The following is a 16,476-nucleotide window of genomic DNA, read 5'->3' on the forward strand; positions in this document are numbered from 1 at the left end:
GCGACGTCGGCCTGCGGGACCCTGCACTGCGGGACGCGGGCGAGCCCGTCCTGGTCCCCTCCCCCGTTCCCGGGGTGAGGGGACGTCAGCCGGCGAGCGGCGGCACGACCGCCACCGGCACGACGAGGTCCGCCCGAGGGGCGGTGTCGAGCACGAGCCGGGCGTTCGGCTCGTCGACGGAGGCCACCCACGCGACGGCCTCCTCGCGGGTCTTGCCGAACCGCACGTGCCGCTCCACCAGCCGGGCGCGCCGCTCGTCGTCGGGCACGGCGCAGAACCACACCTCGTCCATGGCCGCGCGTGCCCGCTCCCAGCCGGCGCCGTCGAGCAGCAGGTAGTTGCCCTCCGTCACCGCCAGACGGCACTCCGGCTGCACCGGCACGGCCCCGGCGATCGGCTGCTCCAGCTCCCGCTCGAAGGTGGGCGCGTAGACGACCTCGCCCTCGCGCGGGGCCCGGATGCGCTCCAGCAGCGCCGCGAAGCCGTGCGCGTCGAAGGTGTCCGGGGCGCCCTTGGCGTCGCGGCGCCCGATCCGCTCCAGCTCGACGTCGGCCAGGTGGTAGCCGTCCATCGGGACGTGCGCCACCCAGCCGTCCGTGCAGCCCTCGGGCACCGGCCCGGCGGCCAGCGCGCGGACGAGCTGCACGGCGAGGGTCGACTTGCCGGCGCCGGGGGTGCCGGCCACCCCGAGGACGTGGCGGCCCGGCCGCGCCACCAGCGCACGGGCCCGGGCCAGCAGGTCCTCGAACGTGACGTCGTCGGTGGGCAGCGCGGTCTCGGCGGTCATGGGCGTCATGGTGCCTCCTGCCTGTCTCTGCGTGGCTCGCCCGCCGGTCAGGAGCGGTGCCCGGCCGCGGCCAGGCCGGCGGAGAGGAACTGGTGGGCGTGCCCGGCCAGGTCCGCGCCGTCGTCCCAGAGGTTGCGCCAGACGGCGAGGTCGGCCGAGAGGGTCGGGTGGACCACGGCGGAGGAGAAGGACTCGAAGGTGATCGGGCCGTCGTAGGAGATGTCGGCCAGCGCGTGGAAGAACCCGGTGAAGTCCAGGTGGCCGGACCCGAGGTAGCCGCGGTGGTTCTCGCCGATGTGGACGTAGCCCAGGCGGTCCCCCACCTCCAGCACGGGCCGCACGAGGTCGTCCTCCTCGATGTTCATGTGGTAGGTGTCCAGGTGGATGACCACGTTGTCGGCGGCGATGTCGTCGGCCAGCGCGAGCGCCTGGCGGGCGGTGTTGACCACGTTGGTCTCGTACCGGTTGCACACCTCCAGGCCGAGGGTCACGTCGCGCCTGGCGGCCTCGGCCGCCAGGTCCTTGAGGACGCGGACGACGTTGGCCCGACCGGCCTCGGTCAGCGGGGCGCCGTACTTGCCGAGCGCCGAGTACAGGGCGCCGGTGAGGTAGCGGCCGCCGAGGCCCGAGACGACGTCGAGGGACTCGTGCAGCAGCGCCTCGCCGCGCGCCACGACGGCCGGGTCGTCGCTGGAGACGTCCGCGTCGAAGGCGAGGCCGCGCGAGCAGGCCACCTGCAGGCCCTGCTGCTCGAGCAGGGCGCGGGTGCCGGAGACGTCGAGCTGCTGCAGGTCGTGCAGGCTCAGCTCGAGCAGGTCGAAGCCGGCGGCCGCGGTCTGCTTGACCGCGAGCTCCACGGACGCGGGCGCGGTGTCGCCGACCCAGACGAGGGCGTGGACGCCGAGGGGGCTGGACATGGGGTTCTCCTCAGAAGGGTGGTGTCGGGGTGGTGAGGCGTGGCCGGTCAGGCGGCCTGGGCACCGGTGATGAGTGCGACGATCTCCTCGCCGGTGGTCTCGGCGGTGCGACGTCCGGCGACGCACCGGCCGGCGCGCATGACCCAGACCTGGTCCGAGAGGCGCATGACCTGGGCGAAGTTGTGGCTGATGAGCAGCACGGCGTGACCCTCGGACCTCAGCCGCAGGATCAGCTCCTCGACGCGGGCGGTCTCCTGGACGCCGAGCGCCGCGGTGGGCTCGTCCATGATCACCAGGCCGCTGGAGAAGCCGGCGGCGCGGCAGATGGAGACCGCCTGGCGCTGGCCACCCGAGAGGCGGCGCACCTTGGAGGTCACCTCGGGGACGTTCACGGACAGCCCGGAGACCATCCGCTGCGCCTCCTTCTTCATCGCGCGGCGGTCGAGCAGGCGCAGCGGGCCCACGCCCCTGGTCAGCTCGCGGTTGAGGAAGAGGTTCTGCCAGACCGTGAGGTCCTCGACGAGGGCCAGGTTCTGGTGGACGGTCTCGATGCCGGCGCGGCGCGCCTCCTCGGGCGTCTTGAAGGACACCTGGCTGCCGTCCAGCTCGATGGTGCCGGAGTCGGGCGTGTGCACGCCGCAGATGCAGCGGACCAGGGTGGACTTGCCGGCGCCGTTGTCGCCGACGATCGCGGTGACCTCACCGCGGCGCAGCTCGACGTCGACGTCCTTGAGCGCCTGGACGTTGCCGAAGGACAGGGAGACGCCAGAGGCGCGGACGAGGACGTCGGCGGGGGCGGTGGGGCTGCTGGGGTCGATGGTCGTCTGGGTCACTTCTGGTACCTCGAGAGGAAGGCGGCGGCCACGACGACGCAGCCGACGGCGACGGGCTGGTAGTACTGCGAGACCCCGACGAGGGTGAGGCCGTTGGTCAGTCCGGTCAGCAGCAGGGCCCCGAAGAACGGGCCCACGATGGTGGCGCGGCCGCCGACGAGCGCCACGCCACCGAGGACGACGGCAGCGACGCAGTTGAGCAGGAACTGGGTGTTCGCCGCGGGCTCGGCCGCACCGATCCGGGCGACGAGGAGCACGCCCGCGATGCCCGCGCAGCTCCCGGAGATCGTGTAGACGGCCGTCTTGACCCGGGCCACGCTGATGCCGGTGGCGGTGGCGGCCTCCTCCGAGCCGCCGGCGGCGAGCACGTGGGTGCCGAAGCGGGTGTGGAACAGGACGACGTGGGCCAGCACGGCGACGAGCACGGCGACGAGGACCGGGTAGCCGATGATCCACACCGAGCCGGTGGCGAAGCGGAGCAGGAAGCGGTCGATGATCGTCGTCGGCTGCCCGTCGGAGACCACGAGCGCCAGGCCCGAGGCCACCGAGAACCCGCCGAGGGTCACGATGAAGTCGGTGATCCGACCGCGTCCGATGAACAGCCCCTGCACCAGCCCGAAGCCGGTCCCGGCCGCCACGGAGGCGAGCATGGCGACGCCGACCGGGGCTCCGGCGGCGAAGACGGTGCCGAAGATGATGGCCGAGAAGGTCATGGTGGAGGCCACGGCCAGGTCGATGCCGCCGGTCGCGACCGTGAAGGTCTGGCCGGTGGCCAGGACGATCAGGATCGCCGCCGCGGCGAGCATCGCCTCGATGTTGCCGAGGCTGAGGAACGTGGTGTTGAGCGACTGGAAGATCAGCACCATCACCAGGAAGCCGAGGGGCGCCGCCCACTCCGCCCAGGAGCCGGGGTCCTTGAGCCGGGTGCGCCAGCCGGTCGTGGGTGGCGAGGGCTGGGTGCTCTCGTCGGTCGGGGACGCTGCGTGCGTCACGGTGGTCATGCGCGCTCCTTGCTCTGCGGGACGGCCGGGGGACGGAGGTGGGACGGACGGGGTGGGGCCGGCGAGGTGACGGGTGGTCACCCGGGGGTCGGGGCGGGATCGCCACCCCGACCGCCGGTCCGTCCCCGTGAGGGGTCGGGGTCGCTCAGTCGAGCGGGTTGTCGAACTCCTCGAACGGGGCGGGGAAGGCGCTCAGCGCCTCCTCGGCCACGTCGGGGGTCACGAGGGCGACGGGGGCCTCGATGCTCTCGGGGACGTCGTCACCCGCGACCAGCGCCTCGCAGGCCTGCATTCCGAGCTGACCGATGGCGTAGGGGTACTGCGCGACGGTGGCGTCGAGCGTGCCGTCAGCCACGGCCTGCAGCGCCTCCTCGTTGCCGTCGAGGCCGATGACGGCGATCTCGTCGGTCTTCCCGGCGTTCGCCACGGCGCGCGCTGCGCCGAGTGCCATGTCGTCGTTGGCCGCGAAGATGCCGACCAGGTCGGGGTTCGCCGTCATCAGGTCGGTGGCCGCGGTGAGGGCCTGCTGGCGGTTCCAGTCCGCCGAGACGACGGGCAGCAGGTCGAGGGTGTCGCCGGCGGCGTTCTCGAAGCCGGTCAGCCGGTCCTCCGAGGTGATGTTGCCGGCGATGCCGCCGATCATGCCGATGGAGCCGGAGCCCACGAGCTCGACCATGTGCTCGCCGGCGAGCTCGCCCGCGGAGACGTTGTCCGTGCCGATGTAGGTGGCGGCCTCGACCCCCGCGGCCTCGGCGGCGTCGCTGTCGAGGGGCTGGTCGATGTTGACCACGGGCACGTCGATGCCGGCGAGCCCCTGGACCAGGTTGTTGCCGCTGATGGGGTTCACGACGAAGCAGCCGAAGTCCTGCTGCGCCAGGGCGGTCAGGCGCTCGGCCTGGCCGGTGGTGTCCGAGATGTCCTGCGCCGCCTGCACCTCCACGGAGATGCCGTCCGCGTCGGCCTCGTCCGTCAGGCCGTCACGCATGGCCTGGAAGAACGGGTTGTCCAGGCCCTTGATGACGGCGGCCACGCTCTCGGACTCGGAGCCCGAGCCGGCGTCGGAGTCGCTGCCGCACGCGGTGAGCAGCAGGGACGGGACGGCCAGCGCGGCCACGAGGTAGCGGGTACGGATCGGGATCATGTCGCCTCCTTTTTGACTTGTGATGCACATTAAGTGGGCTCGATCACACCCGTCAAGACCCAAAACGCCCGCTTGAATCTGAACTGTTGTGCCTAATAGGGTGACCCGCACGACAGACGAAGGAGGCGGACGTGCCTGACGTGTCAGAGGGCGCCACCGAGCTGCTGCGCCTCGTGGCCAGCAGTCGCAGCGAGACCCGCGCGAGCATCGCCCGGGTCACCGGATGGGCCCGCAACACCGTCAACGCGCGCCTCGACGAGCTGCTCGACCTCGGCCTGGTCACCGACACCGGTGCCGTGGGCGGCTCGCGGGGACGGCCCGCCGCCCGCTTCTCCTTCGACGCCTCGGCCGGCAGCCTCCTGATCGCCGACGTCGGCGCCTCGGCCGCCCGCTTCGCGCACGTGGACCTGCGGGGTGCCGTGCTCTCCCAGCAGGAGGTGTCGCTCGACATCACGGCCGGCCCCGAGCCCGTGCTCGACGCCGTCGTCCGCGGGCTGGAGGCACTGCCGACCCGCGACGACCTCCCCGCCTGGGCCCTGGGGGTCTCCCTGCCCGGCCCGATCGAGCAGCCGGCCGGCCGCGTGGTCAGCCCGCCGATCATGACCGGGTGGGACGGCATGAACGTCCCGGAGGTGCTGGGCCCGCGGCTGCGGGTGCCCGTGCTGGTCGAGAACGACGTGAACGCCATGGCGTGGGGCGAGGTGGTCTCCACCGGACGCATGCGCGACCTGTTGTTCGTCAAGGTCGGCACCGGCGTCGGCGCCGGCCTCGTCCTCAACGGCGCACTCCTGTCCGGTGCCCGCGGCGCCGCCGGCGACCTCGGGCACACCCACGTGGGCGTCGGCGACGGCGCGGTCCAGCCCCTGTGCCGGTGCGGCAAGCGCGGCTGCGTCGAGGCCTACGCCGGGGGCTGGGCGATCGCCCGCGACCTGAACGACGCCGGCGTCGACGCCGCCGGGGCGGCTGACGTCGTCGCCCGGCTCCAGGCGGGCGACCCCGTGGCCGTGGACCTCGTCCGCGAGGCGGGGCGGGTGCTGGGCGCGGGCATCGCCGCCGCGGTCAGCCTGGTCAACCCGGCCGAGGTGGTCATCGGCGGGCAGCTCAGCCACGCCGGCGAGCACCTGCTCATGGGCATCCGCGAGAAGGTGGCCGCCTACGCGCTCCCCCTCGCCACGCAGGAGCTGGTCATCCGCACCGCGTCCCGGCCGCACGACGTCGGGCTCGTCGGGCTCGTCGACCGGATGACCCGCTGGGCGCTCGAGCACGCCCACCTCTCCGAGATCCTCCGCCGGGTCGGCGTGGCCTCCTGACCCTCCGCCTCGCCCGGCACGGCGACCGGCGTGTCGCCGCCGTCCCGCCGCCCACCCGGGGCACGCTCGTGGGCATGTCGGCGGTAACGGGCGCAGCGGCCGCGAGGACGCGGATCGGTGCGGACGGTCCCGCCTGACCGGTCCGACCGCCTCGTCCGGGCGATGCGGACGGTGCATCTCGTCCGGCCCGACCGCACCGGACGGACGGTCGGCACGACCCTGGTCAACCGGTCACCGGGCTCCTAGGCTCCGGTCACGCCGCCCACGCACCTTCCCCCCTCCGGGCGGTCGTGCCAGGAGGCTGCCGTGCCGGACCCGTCCATCGACCGTTCCTCCCCCGTGCCCTACTACCGACAGCTGGCCGAGGCCCTGGCCGCGCAGGTGGCGGCCGGCGACCTGGGGCCGGGTGACCGCCTCCCCAGCGAGTCCGACCTGGGCGGGCGCTACTCGCTCTCCCGCGCGACCGTGCGGCAGGCGCTCGCGCACCTGGAGGAGCAGGGGGTGGCCCGCCGGGTCGCCGGCCGCGGGGTGTTCGTGCGCGGCGACGAGCCCGACGCACCGACCGGCTGGCCCGTCACCGACCCCGCCGCCGTCCTGGAGGCTGCCTACGGGCCCGAGCACCCCCTGGTCGAGCTGGAGGTCCGGACCCGCGGCGAGGCCGTGCTGCCGCCCTGGGCCACCCGGTTGCTGGAGGTGCCGGACGGCACCCGCGGCCACGAGCTGGGGCGGCTGCACCTGCTCGACGGCACACCTGCGCTGCTCAGCACCCACCTCCAGCCGCCGCCCGTCGACGCCGTGGTCGCGGCGGCCCTGGACGCCGGCACCCCCGACGGCCGGGGCGGTGACCCGCTCGCCGCGGCGCTGGCTGCCGGCGGCCACGCACCGGTCGGCACCCGTCGCTCCCTGCACGCGAGGAGTCCTCGGGGAGCCGTGGCCGAGGCCCTGGAGGCCGGGCCGGCCACCCCCGTCCTGCGCATCCGCGCCGTCTCCTGGTCCCGCACGGGGGCCCTGGTGGACGCTGCCGAGAGCTGGGTCCGCACCGACGTCGCGCCCCTGGACCTCGAGGTGGGCAGCCCCCGCGGGTGACCCTCGCCGGCCGGAGGCGGTCGTAGGTTCGAGGCATGCTCCGCACCCTCGCCCGGATCGTCCTGGGCTCGCTGATGACCGCCGCCGGCACCGCGCACCTCACGGTGCTGCGCGAGGAGTTCCAGGCCCAGGTGCCCGACTGGGTGCCGGTCGACGACGACGCGGTGGTGCTCGGCTCCGGGGTCGTGGAGATCGCGCTGGGCTCGGCGTTCGTGCTGCTCCCCCGGCACCAGCGGCTCGTCGGTGGGCTGCTGGCCGCGTTCTACGTCGCGATCTTCCCCGGCAACGTCGCCCAGTACGTGGAGCAGACCGACGCCTTCGGCCTCGACACCGACCGAGCCCGGTTCCTGCGCCTGTTCTTCCAGCCGGTGCTCGTCGCGTGGGCGTTGTGGGCCGGCCGCACCCTGACCAAGCGAGAGCACGCCGACCGCGACTGAGCGCTCACGACTGCCGCAGGAACCCCAGCGGCTCGTAGTGCAGGCCGGGGAACACGTCGGCGACCGCGGTGGCGCTGAACCGCTTCTGCACGATCTCCCCCAGCACCTGGCGGTAGTCGGTGGTGACGGTGAGGTCGGAGTCCACGCCCATGGACAGCCCCGGCCAGGTGCCGTAGTGCTGACCGCCGCGCACCCCGGCACCGGCCACCATCATCACGTTGCCGTGGCCGTGGTCGAGGCCCTGGTTCTGGTTCTCCTCGACCCGCCGGCCGAACTCGCTGAGCGCCACCAGGGTCACCTTGTGCCGCTGGTCGCCGAGGTCGGAGAAGAAGGTCGCGAGGGCCGAGGCCAGCTCGTCGACGTTGCGGATCATCTGGCCCCACTCGAGGGTGCCGAGCCGGCTGTGCATGTCCCAGGCGCCCTGGTCGAGGGTGATGACGTCGGTGCCGATGTCGGCACGGATGAGGCGCGCCGCGTCGGCGAGCGCCGCCCCGAGGTCACCCTGCGGGTAGTCGGCAGCCCGCGAGCGCTGCCGTCGCGCGGGCGCGAAGTCGTCCACGGCACCGAAGGTCTGCCGCATCGCGCGCCCGAGCACCCCCTTCTCGCCCTTCCACATCGTCCGCAGCCCCCGCTCGCGCTGGCGGGCGCGCGCGGCGTCCCACGACGGCCCGGGGATCTCGATGTCGTCGATCGCCTGGGTGACGAAGGTGGGCTGGCGGCCGAGCAGGGAGGTGGGAGCCGCCCCGGAGATGAGGCCCACGCCCTCGGTGGCGCTGCGGACGCTGTCGGTGCCCACGAGCCGGTTGAGCCACCCCTCGCGCCGGGCCGAGCCCGGGGCGGCGTCCTCCAGCTCCTCCATGGCGGCGAAGTGGGAGCGGTTCACGCTCGGCAGCCCGGCGGCGTGCACGAACGCCAGCTCGCCGCCGTTCCACAGCGGCAGGAGGGGCTTCATCCGGGGGTGGAGCCCGAAGAACCCGTCCTTGGCGAGCAGCTCGGTGCGGGGCACGGCGATCCGCGGCCGCGCCTCGTAGTAGACGTCGTCGCCGTAGGGCACGACGACGGACATGCCGTCCATGGCCCCGCGCAGCGAGAGGACGACCAGCACCGACTCCGCGCTGGCGGCGGCTGACGGGGACGCGGTGAGCACGGCGGAGCCGAAGGTCGCGGTGGTGCCGGCGGCGACCAGCCCGCCGCGCAGCAGGCCGCGGCGGCTGAGGGCGGCCATGCCGGCCATCTCCGCACAGCAGGTCGGGGTCGTGGACGAGAGCGTGGGGGCGGACGGGGCGGGGCGGGTGGTCATGCGGACTCCTGGCGGGGGTCTGTGCAGGTCGACGGGTCGCGCGGCGGGCAGCGACGCAGCATCAGCGAGAGAGGTGGGTGGGGCTGTCGAGCAGCGTGGTGAGCACGAAGCCGAGGCGGTGGACGATGACCGGGTGCTCGGCGTGGACCACGTCCGAGGCGGAGACGTCCGCGGCCCGGCAGCAGGCGACGACGACCCTCCGCGTGGCCGGGACCCCGAGCATCGTCCGGGAGAGGTGGTCGACGAAGGCACCGAACCGCATGCGCCGCTGCGGCAGCCAGGCGGTCGGCTTGCGGTAGACGATGCCGCGGCTGGGCCAGTACGAGCCGGCCATGAGCCAGTGGTTGCGGGACCCGCCCAGCATCCGTGAGGGCGTCGCCCACGCGTCGTCGGTGATCGGGGCGCCGTCGGGCCGGGGCCAGTCGAAGGGCTTGAGACCGAGCCGCTGGCACTGGGTCGGGAGGGTGTGGGCGGCCCAGCCGTTGCCGGTGCCGCGGGCCTTCTCGCCGGGCTCGGTGACCCGGACCCCGAGGGCCCGGTGCGTGGCCACCACGTCCTCGCCCGCGTCGCGCACCTTCTGGCCGCGCGCGTCGCGGAACTCCTCGGAGCGGACGAGCGCCCGCAGCACCGGGCGGATGTCGGTGTCGTGCTCGAGGTAGATCCGTGCCAGACGCCGGACGAGGGTCTGCGGCGCCGCGTCCGAGACGAGCTTGACGACGAGCTTGCGAGCGATCCGCTCGGCGGTCGCCGGGTGGTGCGCCAGGTACCGCACGAGGCTGCGGGCCGCGGGCCGCCCGTCGGCGTCGGCGTTGGCGTGCTTCCAGCCCATCACGTTCACCGGGCCCACCGCGTGGTCGGCCGTGCTGTAGGAGAAGGCGAAGGTGCCCCAGAGGTCCACGTGGTACCCGGTGAGGACCTGGGCGGCCTGCTTGACGTCGTCCTCGGTGTACTCGCCGCGGCCCACCGTGTGCAGCTCGAGCAGCTCGCGGGCGAGGTTCTCGTTCGGGTGCTGCCAGGTGGAGATGCCGGCGTCCAGGGCCAGCAGCATCGCGGGGTGCAGCACGGCGGCCTGCAGCAGCCGGTCGACGCGACCCAGGGCGTGCTTGCGGATGACGTCGCCGTAGCGCTTGCGCCAGGTGAAGGCGGCGTCGGCGCCGACCGGCACGTGCAGGTGGTTCTCCCAGAGCTCCGTCATCAGCTCCAGCACCTGGCGCTGGGAGTAGGTGCGGCGCAGGATCACGTAGGACTGGTAGTCGTTCATGACCTCCCAGTTCTCCTCCACACCGGACTTCTTGCGCTGGTAGAGGTCCTCCGGGGTGCGGGAGAGGCTGGGGAACCAGGTCAGGTAGGCGCCCGTGCCGCGGTCCTTGACCTTGCGGGGCGTGAGCTGTCGCTCGAACCAGCGCAGGCCGCCACCGGCGTTGCGCACCTGGCGGGCGAGGGCGGGCGTGTGGCCGTAGGACAGACGGTCGACGATGTGTCGGTCGCCCGCGGGCAGCACGCGGGTCGTGGCGCGGCCCGCAGGGGTCGTGCGGTCAGACATGGATGGCTCTCCAAGGTGTGGGACGGGCAGCGGCCGTCCTCCCTCCCCAGGGACGGGCGGCCCGCGCGTCTCTTACTCTCCTTCTTCGGAGCCGCGACGCCGGGCCTTGAGCCGACCACGGAATCTTTACGAGTTCGCTGTGAGACGTCGCTCACGCCTCCGCGTCCCGTGGCGGCGTCTCGTCGACCTGCGGGCATCGACACCGGCCCGTGCCTCTCGGCTGGTGCACGGACGAACTCCGACTCCGGACCTCGTCCCTCGCCTTCCGCGCGCAGAAGGGCCTGACCCGCGGCGACGCAGGCGGACGAGGCGGGCCACTGCCCGGCACGACGGCTACACGAGTGCTCCCGGCCACGACTCGACGACCTTCTTCTCCGCCGCGGACCCGCACCCCTGACTTACGGAACGGGCCCCTGTCCCCTCATCGGACGCGGCCGTCCTGTCCCCGAGGAGCGCCCGCCGCGGGACGGGCACCTGAGCCTCGCCTCGTCATCAGTTCATCCACGAAACACCTACATTCGCAGTACAACCGTCCTTGTTCGTGATGCGATCTGACATCGTCACCCTGACGGACGTTCCGTCGCCCCCGCACCAGCCCTGAACTGCACGAGGACGCCGATGACCCACACCCGCACCCTGGCCGCCACCGCTCTGACGGGAACGACCGTGGCCGCACTCGCCGGCGCCCTGGCCCTCGCCGGCCTCTCCGGCCCCGCCACCGCGGGCTCGGTCGCCTCGCGCAGCGCCGTGGACGACGACAAGGTGTGCGTGGACTACCTCGCCACCACCGGCAGCGGCTCCGGCAAGATCGACGTGACCGGCAGCGTCACCTCGCTGACCGTGAGCGCCCCCGAGGGCTACGTCATCGACTACTACTGCGTGAAGTCCGGCTCCTCGAGCCAGGGCGACGGCCCGCGGGTCGTCGAGACCACGGACCCGCACCCCGCCAGCGTCACGCTGACCTACGAGACCACGCTGAAGAACGGCAAGACGGTCTTCAAGGACCTGAGCCACTACTCGCTCCACTACACGCCGGCCGCGGGCACGACGCCGTCGGAGGAGCCGACCGGGACGCCGTCCGAGGAGCCCACGGAGACCCCCTCGGAGACCCCCACCGAGACGCCGACCGAGACGCCGACCGAGACGCCGACCGAGACGCCGACCGAGACGCCCACCGAGACCCCCACCGAGACCCCCTCGGAGACCCCCACCGAGACGCCGACCGAGACGCCGACCGAGACCCCGTCCGAGCCGGGCCCGGTGTTCGCCACCAACCCGCCGGCCATGACCGGTGACGGCTCGTTCGACTGGAACTGGCGCTACCCGGACCCGACCTGCACCGCGCTGACGGTCCCGTACCCGTCCAACTTCCCGGTCGACCAGACGACGGACATCAACGTGCGTGTCCGCTTCGCCGACGGCAGCACCCGGACGTTCAACTGGCACGCGAACGAGGGCGTCCAGCACACGATGAGCTTCCAGTTCGCCCAGCACCCGGACTGGCCGGCCGGCGTCACCGAGTACCAGGTCGAGTGGACCCAGGTCGGCGGCTCGAACTACCACTTCGGCGAGTCCTTCCACAACGCCGCGATCGCCAACCCGGTCGACTGCGTGGTCACCGACGGTGAGGTCGGCCCCCGCGCCGTCACCTCGCTGAAGGGCTTCTCCAGCGAGCGGGTCGTCGTGGCCGCAGGTCGCCGGGCCGCCTCCGACCGGGTGCTCGCCGACGCGCTCTACTCCGAGCCGCTCACCCTGCAGCGTCGCACCGCCCGCGGCTGGCGCACCGTCAGCACCGTGGCCCGCAACGACGGCCGCGCCGTCGTCCGCTACCCGCGTCTGCGCAAGGCCGGCCAGACCGTCCGTTTCCGCCTGCACGCGGCGGGCAGCGGTCTCGCCACGGGAGAGACGAGCAAGGTCCTGAAGGTGCGCGTGGTGCGCTCGCGCCGCTGACGCTCGACGGCCCACCGGCCGCACGCACGAAGGGCCCCGCCGATCGGCGGGGCCCTTCGTCGTAACTGGGTGGAGCAGAAGTGGATGGGTGCTCGACCAGGTGGGTGGCCGATCTGTGATCAGAGGTAGAGGCCGGTGCTCTCGTCACCGACGCGCTCCGCGGCCACCGCGTGCACGTCGCGCTCGCGCATGACGACGTAGGTCTCGCCGTGCACCTCGACTTCGCCGCGGTCGTCGGGGTCGAAGAGCACCCGGTCGCCGGCCTGCACGGCCCGGGCCTGCGGCCCGACGGCCACGACCTTGGCCCAGGCGAGCCGCTTGGCGCCCATGGCCGCGGTCGCGGGGATGACGATGCCGCCGGAGGACCGGCGCTCGCCGGCCTCGGCGTCGATCTCCACGAGCACCCGGTCGTGGAGCATCTTGATCGGGGTCTTGTCGCTCACGCCCACCCCGGTCAGGCGGTGAGCCGGCGCACCACCAGGATGGCGGCGGCGACCCCGACGACCGTGCCGACGGTCTTGAGGATGTTGTCGGTGCGGGGCTGGCCGGTGGCCGGGTCGACGTAGTGGGCCTTGATGCTCCAGGCCTGCCGCGAGGCGACCGTCTTGGGGCTGGCGCGGTGCAGGAGCTGGTCGATCGTGCCCGCCAGACGCTGGCGGGTCTCCTCCATCTCGCGCTCCAGGGCGCTCGGGTCGGTGCTCACGGTCAGAAACCTACCAACTCAGCAGGTCCGGGGGTCACCCGGTCGTGAGGCGGACGGCGGCGGCCGGGTCGAACCCCCAGGGCAGCTCCAGGCGGTGCCGGGTCATGAGCGCCTCGTCGGTGAGCACCTCGATCGTGGGCGCGTCCGCGACGACCCGTCCCTCGCTCAGCACGACGGCCCGGGGGCACAGCTCGAGGGCGTAGGGCAGGTCGTGGGTGACCATCAGCACCGTCACGTCCAGGCTGCGCAGCACGTCGGCCAGCTCGCGGCGCGAGGCCGGGTCCAGGTTGGACGACGGCTCGTCGAGGACGAGGATCTCCGGCTGCATCGCCAGCACGGTGGCCACCGCGACGCGGCGCCGCTGCCCGAAGGAGAGGTGGTGCGGCGGACGGTCGACGAACTCGGTCATGCCGACCTGCTCGAGGGCCTCCATGACGCGGCGGTCCAGCGCGGCGCCGGTCAGCCCGAGGTTGGCGGGGCCGAACGCCACGTCCGCGCGGACGGTGCCCATGAACAGCTGGTCGTCGGGGTCCTGGAAGACGATCCCGACGCGCCGACGGATCTCCCGCAGGTGGTCCTTGGCCACCGGGAGGCCGCTGACCGCGACCGAGCCGGCAGCCGTGCCGGCGTCCGGGCCCAGGATGCCGTTGAGGTGCATGACGAGCGTGGTCTTGCCGGCGCCGTTCGGGCCGAGCAGCGCGACCCGCTCGCCGGCGTGCACGTGCAGGTCGACGCCGAACAGCGCCTGGTGGCCGTCGGGGTAGGCGAACGCGAGACCGGCGACGTCGAGGACGGGCGTGCTCACCGGGCGGCCACCTCGCGGGCGGCGCGGCCCGGGTGCGGCTGCGTGCTGGTCCCGGGCTGGGGCGCGCCGTGGTGGGCGTGCCCGTGCGAGCCGTGCGCGCGGGCCGGAGCCGCCAGCGCGGCCTCGGGGATGGTGCCGTCGTAGCCGCGCGACAGCATGGCCAGGTGCACCCGCTCGCCGCGCTCGTAGGTGCGGATGAAAAGCGCCCCGAGGGTGCGCGCCAGCACCGGCCACTGCCGCGGGTCCCGGGCACGGAACCCGCGGGACTCGCGGGCCACCCGCATCCGCCCCAGCTCGGAGGTGACCACGTCGAGGTAGCGGACCATGAAGGACATGATCTGGATCAGCTGGGCGGGCACGCGCAGGCGCTGGAGGCCGATCAGCAGGGCCGTGGTCTCGGTGGTGGCGGCCAGGGTGAGGCTGGCGAGCACGCCGATGGTGCCCTTCGCCAGCAGCCCGAACGCGGCGACCAGCCCGGAGGCCGACACCGAGAGGCCGAGCACCTCGACCCGCTCGCCCTGGGCGATGAACGGAAGCAGCACCGCGAACACGACGAACGGGACCTCGACGACCATCCGCGGCAGCAGGTAGCGCAGCGGCACGCCGGAGACCGCGATGACGCCCAGGAGGAGCGCCAGCCAGCCGGCGAAGGCCGCGTACCAGTGGTTCGGGGTGGCCACGACGGCCAGCACGAACACCACGAGCCCGACCACCTTGAGGTGGGCGGGCGCACGGTGCAGCGGGCTGTGGCCGTGCCAGTGCAGGGTGTGCCCGTGGTCGGCGCCCATCAGGCCGCGGTCTCCCCCGTCGAGGCCTGGTCCGTGGAGTCCTGCTCCGGACGCCGGCGGCGGACCGCCCAGGTGAGGCCACCGGCCAGCACGAGCACGATCAGGACGCCCGCCACGCCGGCGATGCCGCCGGAGAGCCGACCGTCCGAGACGCCCGCGGTGCCGTAGTCGGCGAAGGGGCTGTCGGAGAGCTCGTGGTCGGTCTCGGTGGTGTGGAAGCCGAGGGTCTGGGAGACCTGCTCGAGACCGTCCGGCGAGGAGGCCGCGTAGTAGCTGACGACGCCGGCGAGCAGGAGGCTGACGAGCAGCGTCCCGGCCAGCACCCAGCGGGTCGCGACGCGCGGGCGGCCCTCGGCCTGGTCGGTGCGGTCCTCGGTGGCGGTGCTCATGCGGACGTCTCCTGGCTGCTGGTGGCGGGCGCGGTGTCGTGGATGACCAGGCGTCGCTGCTCGAGCAGCGGACGGGCGCCGTGGACGAGGTCGGGCCGCACGCTGACGATGCTGGCCACGGCCAGGTAGGTGATGACGGCCTCGCCGATGCCGATCAGCAGGTGCACCCCGACCATCGCCGTGGCCAGTGCCGACAGGTCGATGTCGGCGTTGCCGCCGATCGCGTAGAGCACCACGAAGACCAGGGACGCCACCGGCACCGAGACGAGCGCGCCGAGGGCCGCCGCGAGCGGGACGAACGAGGCGCGCTTGGGCAGCACCGCCCGCATCCCGAGGAAGACCAGGTAGCCCACCAGCACCGTGGACAGCCCCATCAGCACGATGTTGGTGCCGAGGGCAGTGATGCCACCGTCGGCGAAGAGCAGGGCCTGGACGATGAAGACGACGCTGGTGGAGAGCACCGCCGTCCACGGCCCCACCAGGACGGCGGCGAGCGCACCGCCCATGAGGTGCCCGCTCGTGCCTGCTCCCACCGGGAAGTTGAGCATCTGGACCGCGAAGATGAAGGCCGCGATGAGGCCGGCCATGGGGGCGGTGCGGTCGTCGAGCTCCTTGCGCGCCTTGACGAGGGCCACACCGACGGCGGCGGTGGCCACCACTCCGGTGGCGACCGACGTGGGGGCGTCGAGGAAGCCGTTGGGCACGTGCACGGGGCGTCTCCTGCTGGCGGATCGGGGGCGCCCGACGACGGGTGTCGTACGGACTCGCTCACCGTACGCTCTTGCAAGCGGTTTGCAACAACGGACGTCTCGCACACTGGGAACCCCGTGTGCCGCGTCGGTGTTCCCCTCGCGGCAGACTGGCCCCGCCGCGTCCGCCCGGACCCGGCACCCGCACCGTCCCCCAGCCCGAGGAGAAACCCGTGAGCGAGCGCCTCGCCGTCGGCGACACCGCCCCTGACTTCACCCTGCCCGACGACACCGGCGCCGAGGTCACCCTGTCGTCGTTCCGCGGCCGCAAGGTGATCGTGTACTTCTACCCGGCCGCGATGACCCCCGGCTGCACCAAGCAGGCCTGCGACTTCACGGAGTCGCTCGACTCCCTGCAGGCCCAGGGCTACGAGGTGCTCGGCCTCTCCCCCGACAAGCCGGAGAAGCTGGCGAAGTTCCGGGAGAAGGAGTCCCTGGGCATCACGCTGCTCTCCGACCCCGACAAGGCCGTCATGGGTGCGTGGGGCGCGTTCGGCGAGAAGAAGCTGTACGGCAAGGTCGTCGAGGGCGTCATCCGCTCCACGGTCGTGCTCGACGAGGACGGCGTCGTCACCCTCGCGCAGTACAACGTGAAGGCCACCGGCCACGTCGCGAAGCTGCGCCGCGACCTCGGCCTCGCCTGACGCCCCGCTCCATCCACCCCGACCACCCGCCGAGGGGGGGGCCACAATGAGCCGCACACGGCGGGGGGTGGCCGCCGCCCGAAACCGCCCACC

At 73.3% G+C, this 16,476-nt stretch carries 18 protein-coding genes; 5 read left to right on the forward strand and 13 right to left on the reverse strand.

All coding sequences use genetic code 11. The features are described 5' to 3' along the window. Positions 1–85: 85 nt before the first annotated feature. From M8316_RS09225 to M8316_RS09245, 5 genes are all read right to left on the reverse strand, one after another. The gene (locus tag M8316_RS09225) at positions 86–787 is read right to left on the reverse strand and encodes a nucleoside/nucleotide kinase family protein (protein ID WP_250053963.1); all 702 of its coding nucleotides are present in this window, start codon (positions 785–787) and stop codon (positions 86–88) included. A 47-nt stretch (positions 788–834) separates the two neighbouring features. Beyond that, positions 835–1,704: a sugar phosphate isomerase/epimerase family protein gene (locus M8316_RS09230; RefSeq protein WP_250053965.1), complete on the reverse strand. Its 870-nt coding sequence runs from the start codon at positions 1,702–1,704 to the stop codon at positions 835–837. A 47-nt stretch (positions 1,705–1,751) separates the two neighbouring features. Continuing rightward, positions 1,752–2,537, reverse strand: coding sequence for an ATP-binding cassette domain-containing protein (locus M8316_RS09235; protein ID WP_250053967.1), 786 nt, complete (start codon positions 2,535–2,537; stop codon positions 1,752–1,754). Further along, positions 2,534–3,538, reverse strand: a complete 1,005-nt coding sequence (locus M8316_RS09240; RefSeq protein WP_250053969.1) for an ABC transporter permease — start codon at positions 3,536–3,538, stop codon at positions 2,534–2,536. The genes M8316_RS09235 and M8316_RS09240 overlap by 4 nt, the downstream gene beginning before the upstream one ends. A 145-nt stretch (positions 3,539–3,683) precedes the next feature. After that, positions 3,684–4,679, reverse strand: coding sequence for a substrate-binding domain-containing protein (locus M8316_RS09245; protein WP_250053971.1), 996 nt, complete (start codon positions 4,677–4,679; stop codon positions 3,684–3,686). Positions 4,680–4,810: 131 nt separating this feature from the next. Here M8316_RS09245 and M8316_RS09250 point away from each other — a divergent pair, with 131 nt between their 5' ends. From M8316_RS09250 to M8316_RS09260, 3 genes are all read left to right on the forward strand, one after another. After that, a complete protein-coding gene (locus M8316_RS09250) occupies positions 4,811–5,989 on the forward strand; it encodes an ROK family transcriptional regulator (RefSeq protein ID WP_250053973.1) in 1,179 nt (392 codons plus the stop codon). A 306-nt stretch (positions 5,990–6,295) separates the two neighbouring features. Beyond that, positions 6,296–7,075 (forward strand): GntR family transcriptional regulator, encoded by a 780-nt coding sequence (locus M8316_RS09255; RefSeq protein ID WP_250053975.1) that lies wholly within the window; start codon positions 6,296–6,298, stop codon positions 7,073–7,075. A 35-nt stretch (positions 7,076–7,110) separates the two neighbouring features. Continuing rightward, a complete protein-coding gene (locus M8316_RS09260; protein ID WP_250053977.1) occupies positions 7,111–7,512 on the forward strand; it encodes a DoxX family protein in 402 nt (133 codons plus the stop codon). Positions 7,513–7,516: 4 nt separating this feature from the next. On the opposite strand, the gene M8316_RS09265 is transcribed toward M8316_RS09260, so the two are convergent. Together M8316_RS09265 and M8316_RS09270 are read right to left on the reverse strand one after the other, a co-directional pair. Next, positions 7,517–8,812, reverse strand: coding sequence for a DUF1501 domain-containing protein (locus M8316_RS09265; protein WP_250053979.1), 1,296 nt, complete (start codon positions 8,810–8,812; stop codon positions 7,517–7,519). Positions 8,813–8,873: 61 nt separating this feature from the next. Next, on the reverse strand, positions 8,874–10,355 hold the full coding sequence (locus M8316_RS09270) for a DUF1800 domain-containing protein (RefSeq protein WP_250053981.1): 1,482 nt from the start codon (positions 10,353–10,355) through the stop codon (positions 8,874–8,876). A 618-nt stretch (positions 10,356–10,973) separates the two neighbouring features. On the opposite strand from M8316_RS09270, the gene M8316_RS09275 reads away from it, so the two are divergent. Continuing rightward, positions 10,974–12,305 carry a hypothetical protein gene (locus M8316_RS09275; protein WP_250053983.1) on the forward strand — a complete coding sequence of 444 codons (1,332 nt, stop codon included), beginning with the start codon at positions 10,974–10,976 and terminating at the stop codon, positions 12,303–12,305. A gap of 119 nt (positions 12,306–12,424) precedes the next feature. On the opposite strand, the gene M8316_RS09280 is transcribed toward M8316_RS09275, so the two are convergent. Genes M8316_RS09280 through M8316_RS09305 form a run of 6 tightly spaced genes read right to left on the reverse strand, consistent with a single transcriptional unit; the run spans position 12,425 to position 15,700 of the window. Next, positions 12,425–12,724, reverse strand: a complete 300-nt coding sequence (locus tag M8316_RS09280; RefSeq protein WP_250053994.1) for a GroES family chaperonin — start codon at positions 12,722–12,724, stop codon at positions 12,425–12,427. A gap of 35 nt (positions 12,725–12,759) precedes the next feature. Next, complete coding sequence (locus tag M8316_RS09285; RefSeq protein ID WP_250053985.1) at positions 12,760–13,008, reverse strand: DUF3618 domain-containing protein; 249 nt, start codon at positions 13,006–13,008, stop codon at positions 12,760–12,762. Between the two features lie 34 nt (positions 13,009–13,042). Further along, positions 13,043–13,813 (reverse strand): energy-coupling factor ABC transporter ATP-binding protein, encoded by a 771-nt coding sequence (locus M8316_RS09290; RefSeq protein WP_250053987.1) that lies wholly within the window; start codon positions 13,811–13,813, stop codon positions 13,043–13,045. Continuing rightward, positions 13,810–14,601: a cobalt ECF transporter T component CbiQ gene (gene cbiQ / locus M8316_RS09295; RefSeq protein WP_250053988.1), complete on the reverse strand. Its 792-nt coding sequence runs from the start codon at positions 14,599–14,601 to the stop codon at positions 13,810–13,812. Before cbiQ ends, M8316_RS09290 begins: the two co-directional genes overlap by 4 nt. Further along, positions 14,601–14,990, reverse strand: a complete 390-nt coding sequence (locus tag M8316_RS09300; protein WP_250053989.1) for a PDGLE domain-containing protein — start codon at positions 14,988–14,990, stop codon at positions 14,601–14,603. Before M8316_RS09300 ends, cbiQ begins: the two co-directional genes overlap by 1 nt. Further along, the gene (locus M8316_RS09305; RefSeq protein WP_250053990.1) at positions 14,987–15,700 is read right to left on the reverse strand and encodes an energy-coupling factor ABC transporter permease; all 714 of its coding nucleotides are present in this window, start codon (positions 15,698–15,700) and stop codon (positions 14,987–14,989) included. The genes M8316_RS09300 and M8316_RS09305 overlap by 4 nt, the downstream gene beginning before the upstream one ends. Before the next feature lie 212 nt (positions 15,701–15,912). Between M8316_RS09305 and bcp the strand changes: the two genes are divergently transcribed. Further along, on the forward strand, positions 15,913–16,383 hold the full coding sequence (gene bcp / locus M8316_RS09310) for a thioredoxin-dependent thiol peroxidase (protein ID WP_250053991.1): 471 nt from the start codon (positions 15,913–15,915) through the stop codon (positions 16,381–16,383). Positions 16,384–16,476: the final 93 nt, after the last annotated feature.

Origin of the sequence: Nocardioides bruguierae, from assembly GCF_023554635.1 — a bacterium.
Taxonomy (GTDB): domain Bacteria; phylum Actinomycetota; class Actinomycetes; order Propionibacteriales; family Nocardioidaceae; genus Nocardioides; species Nocardioides bruguierae.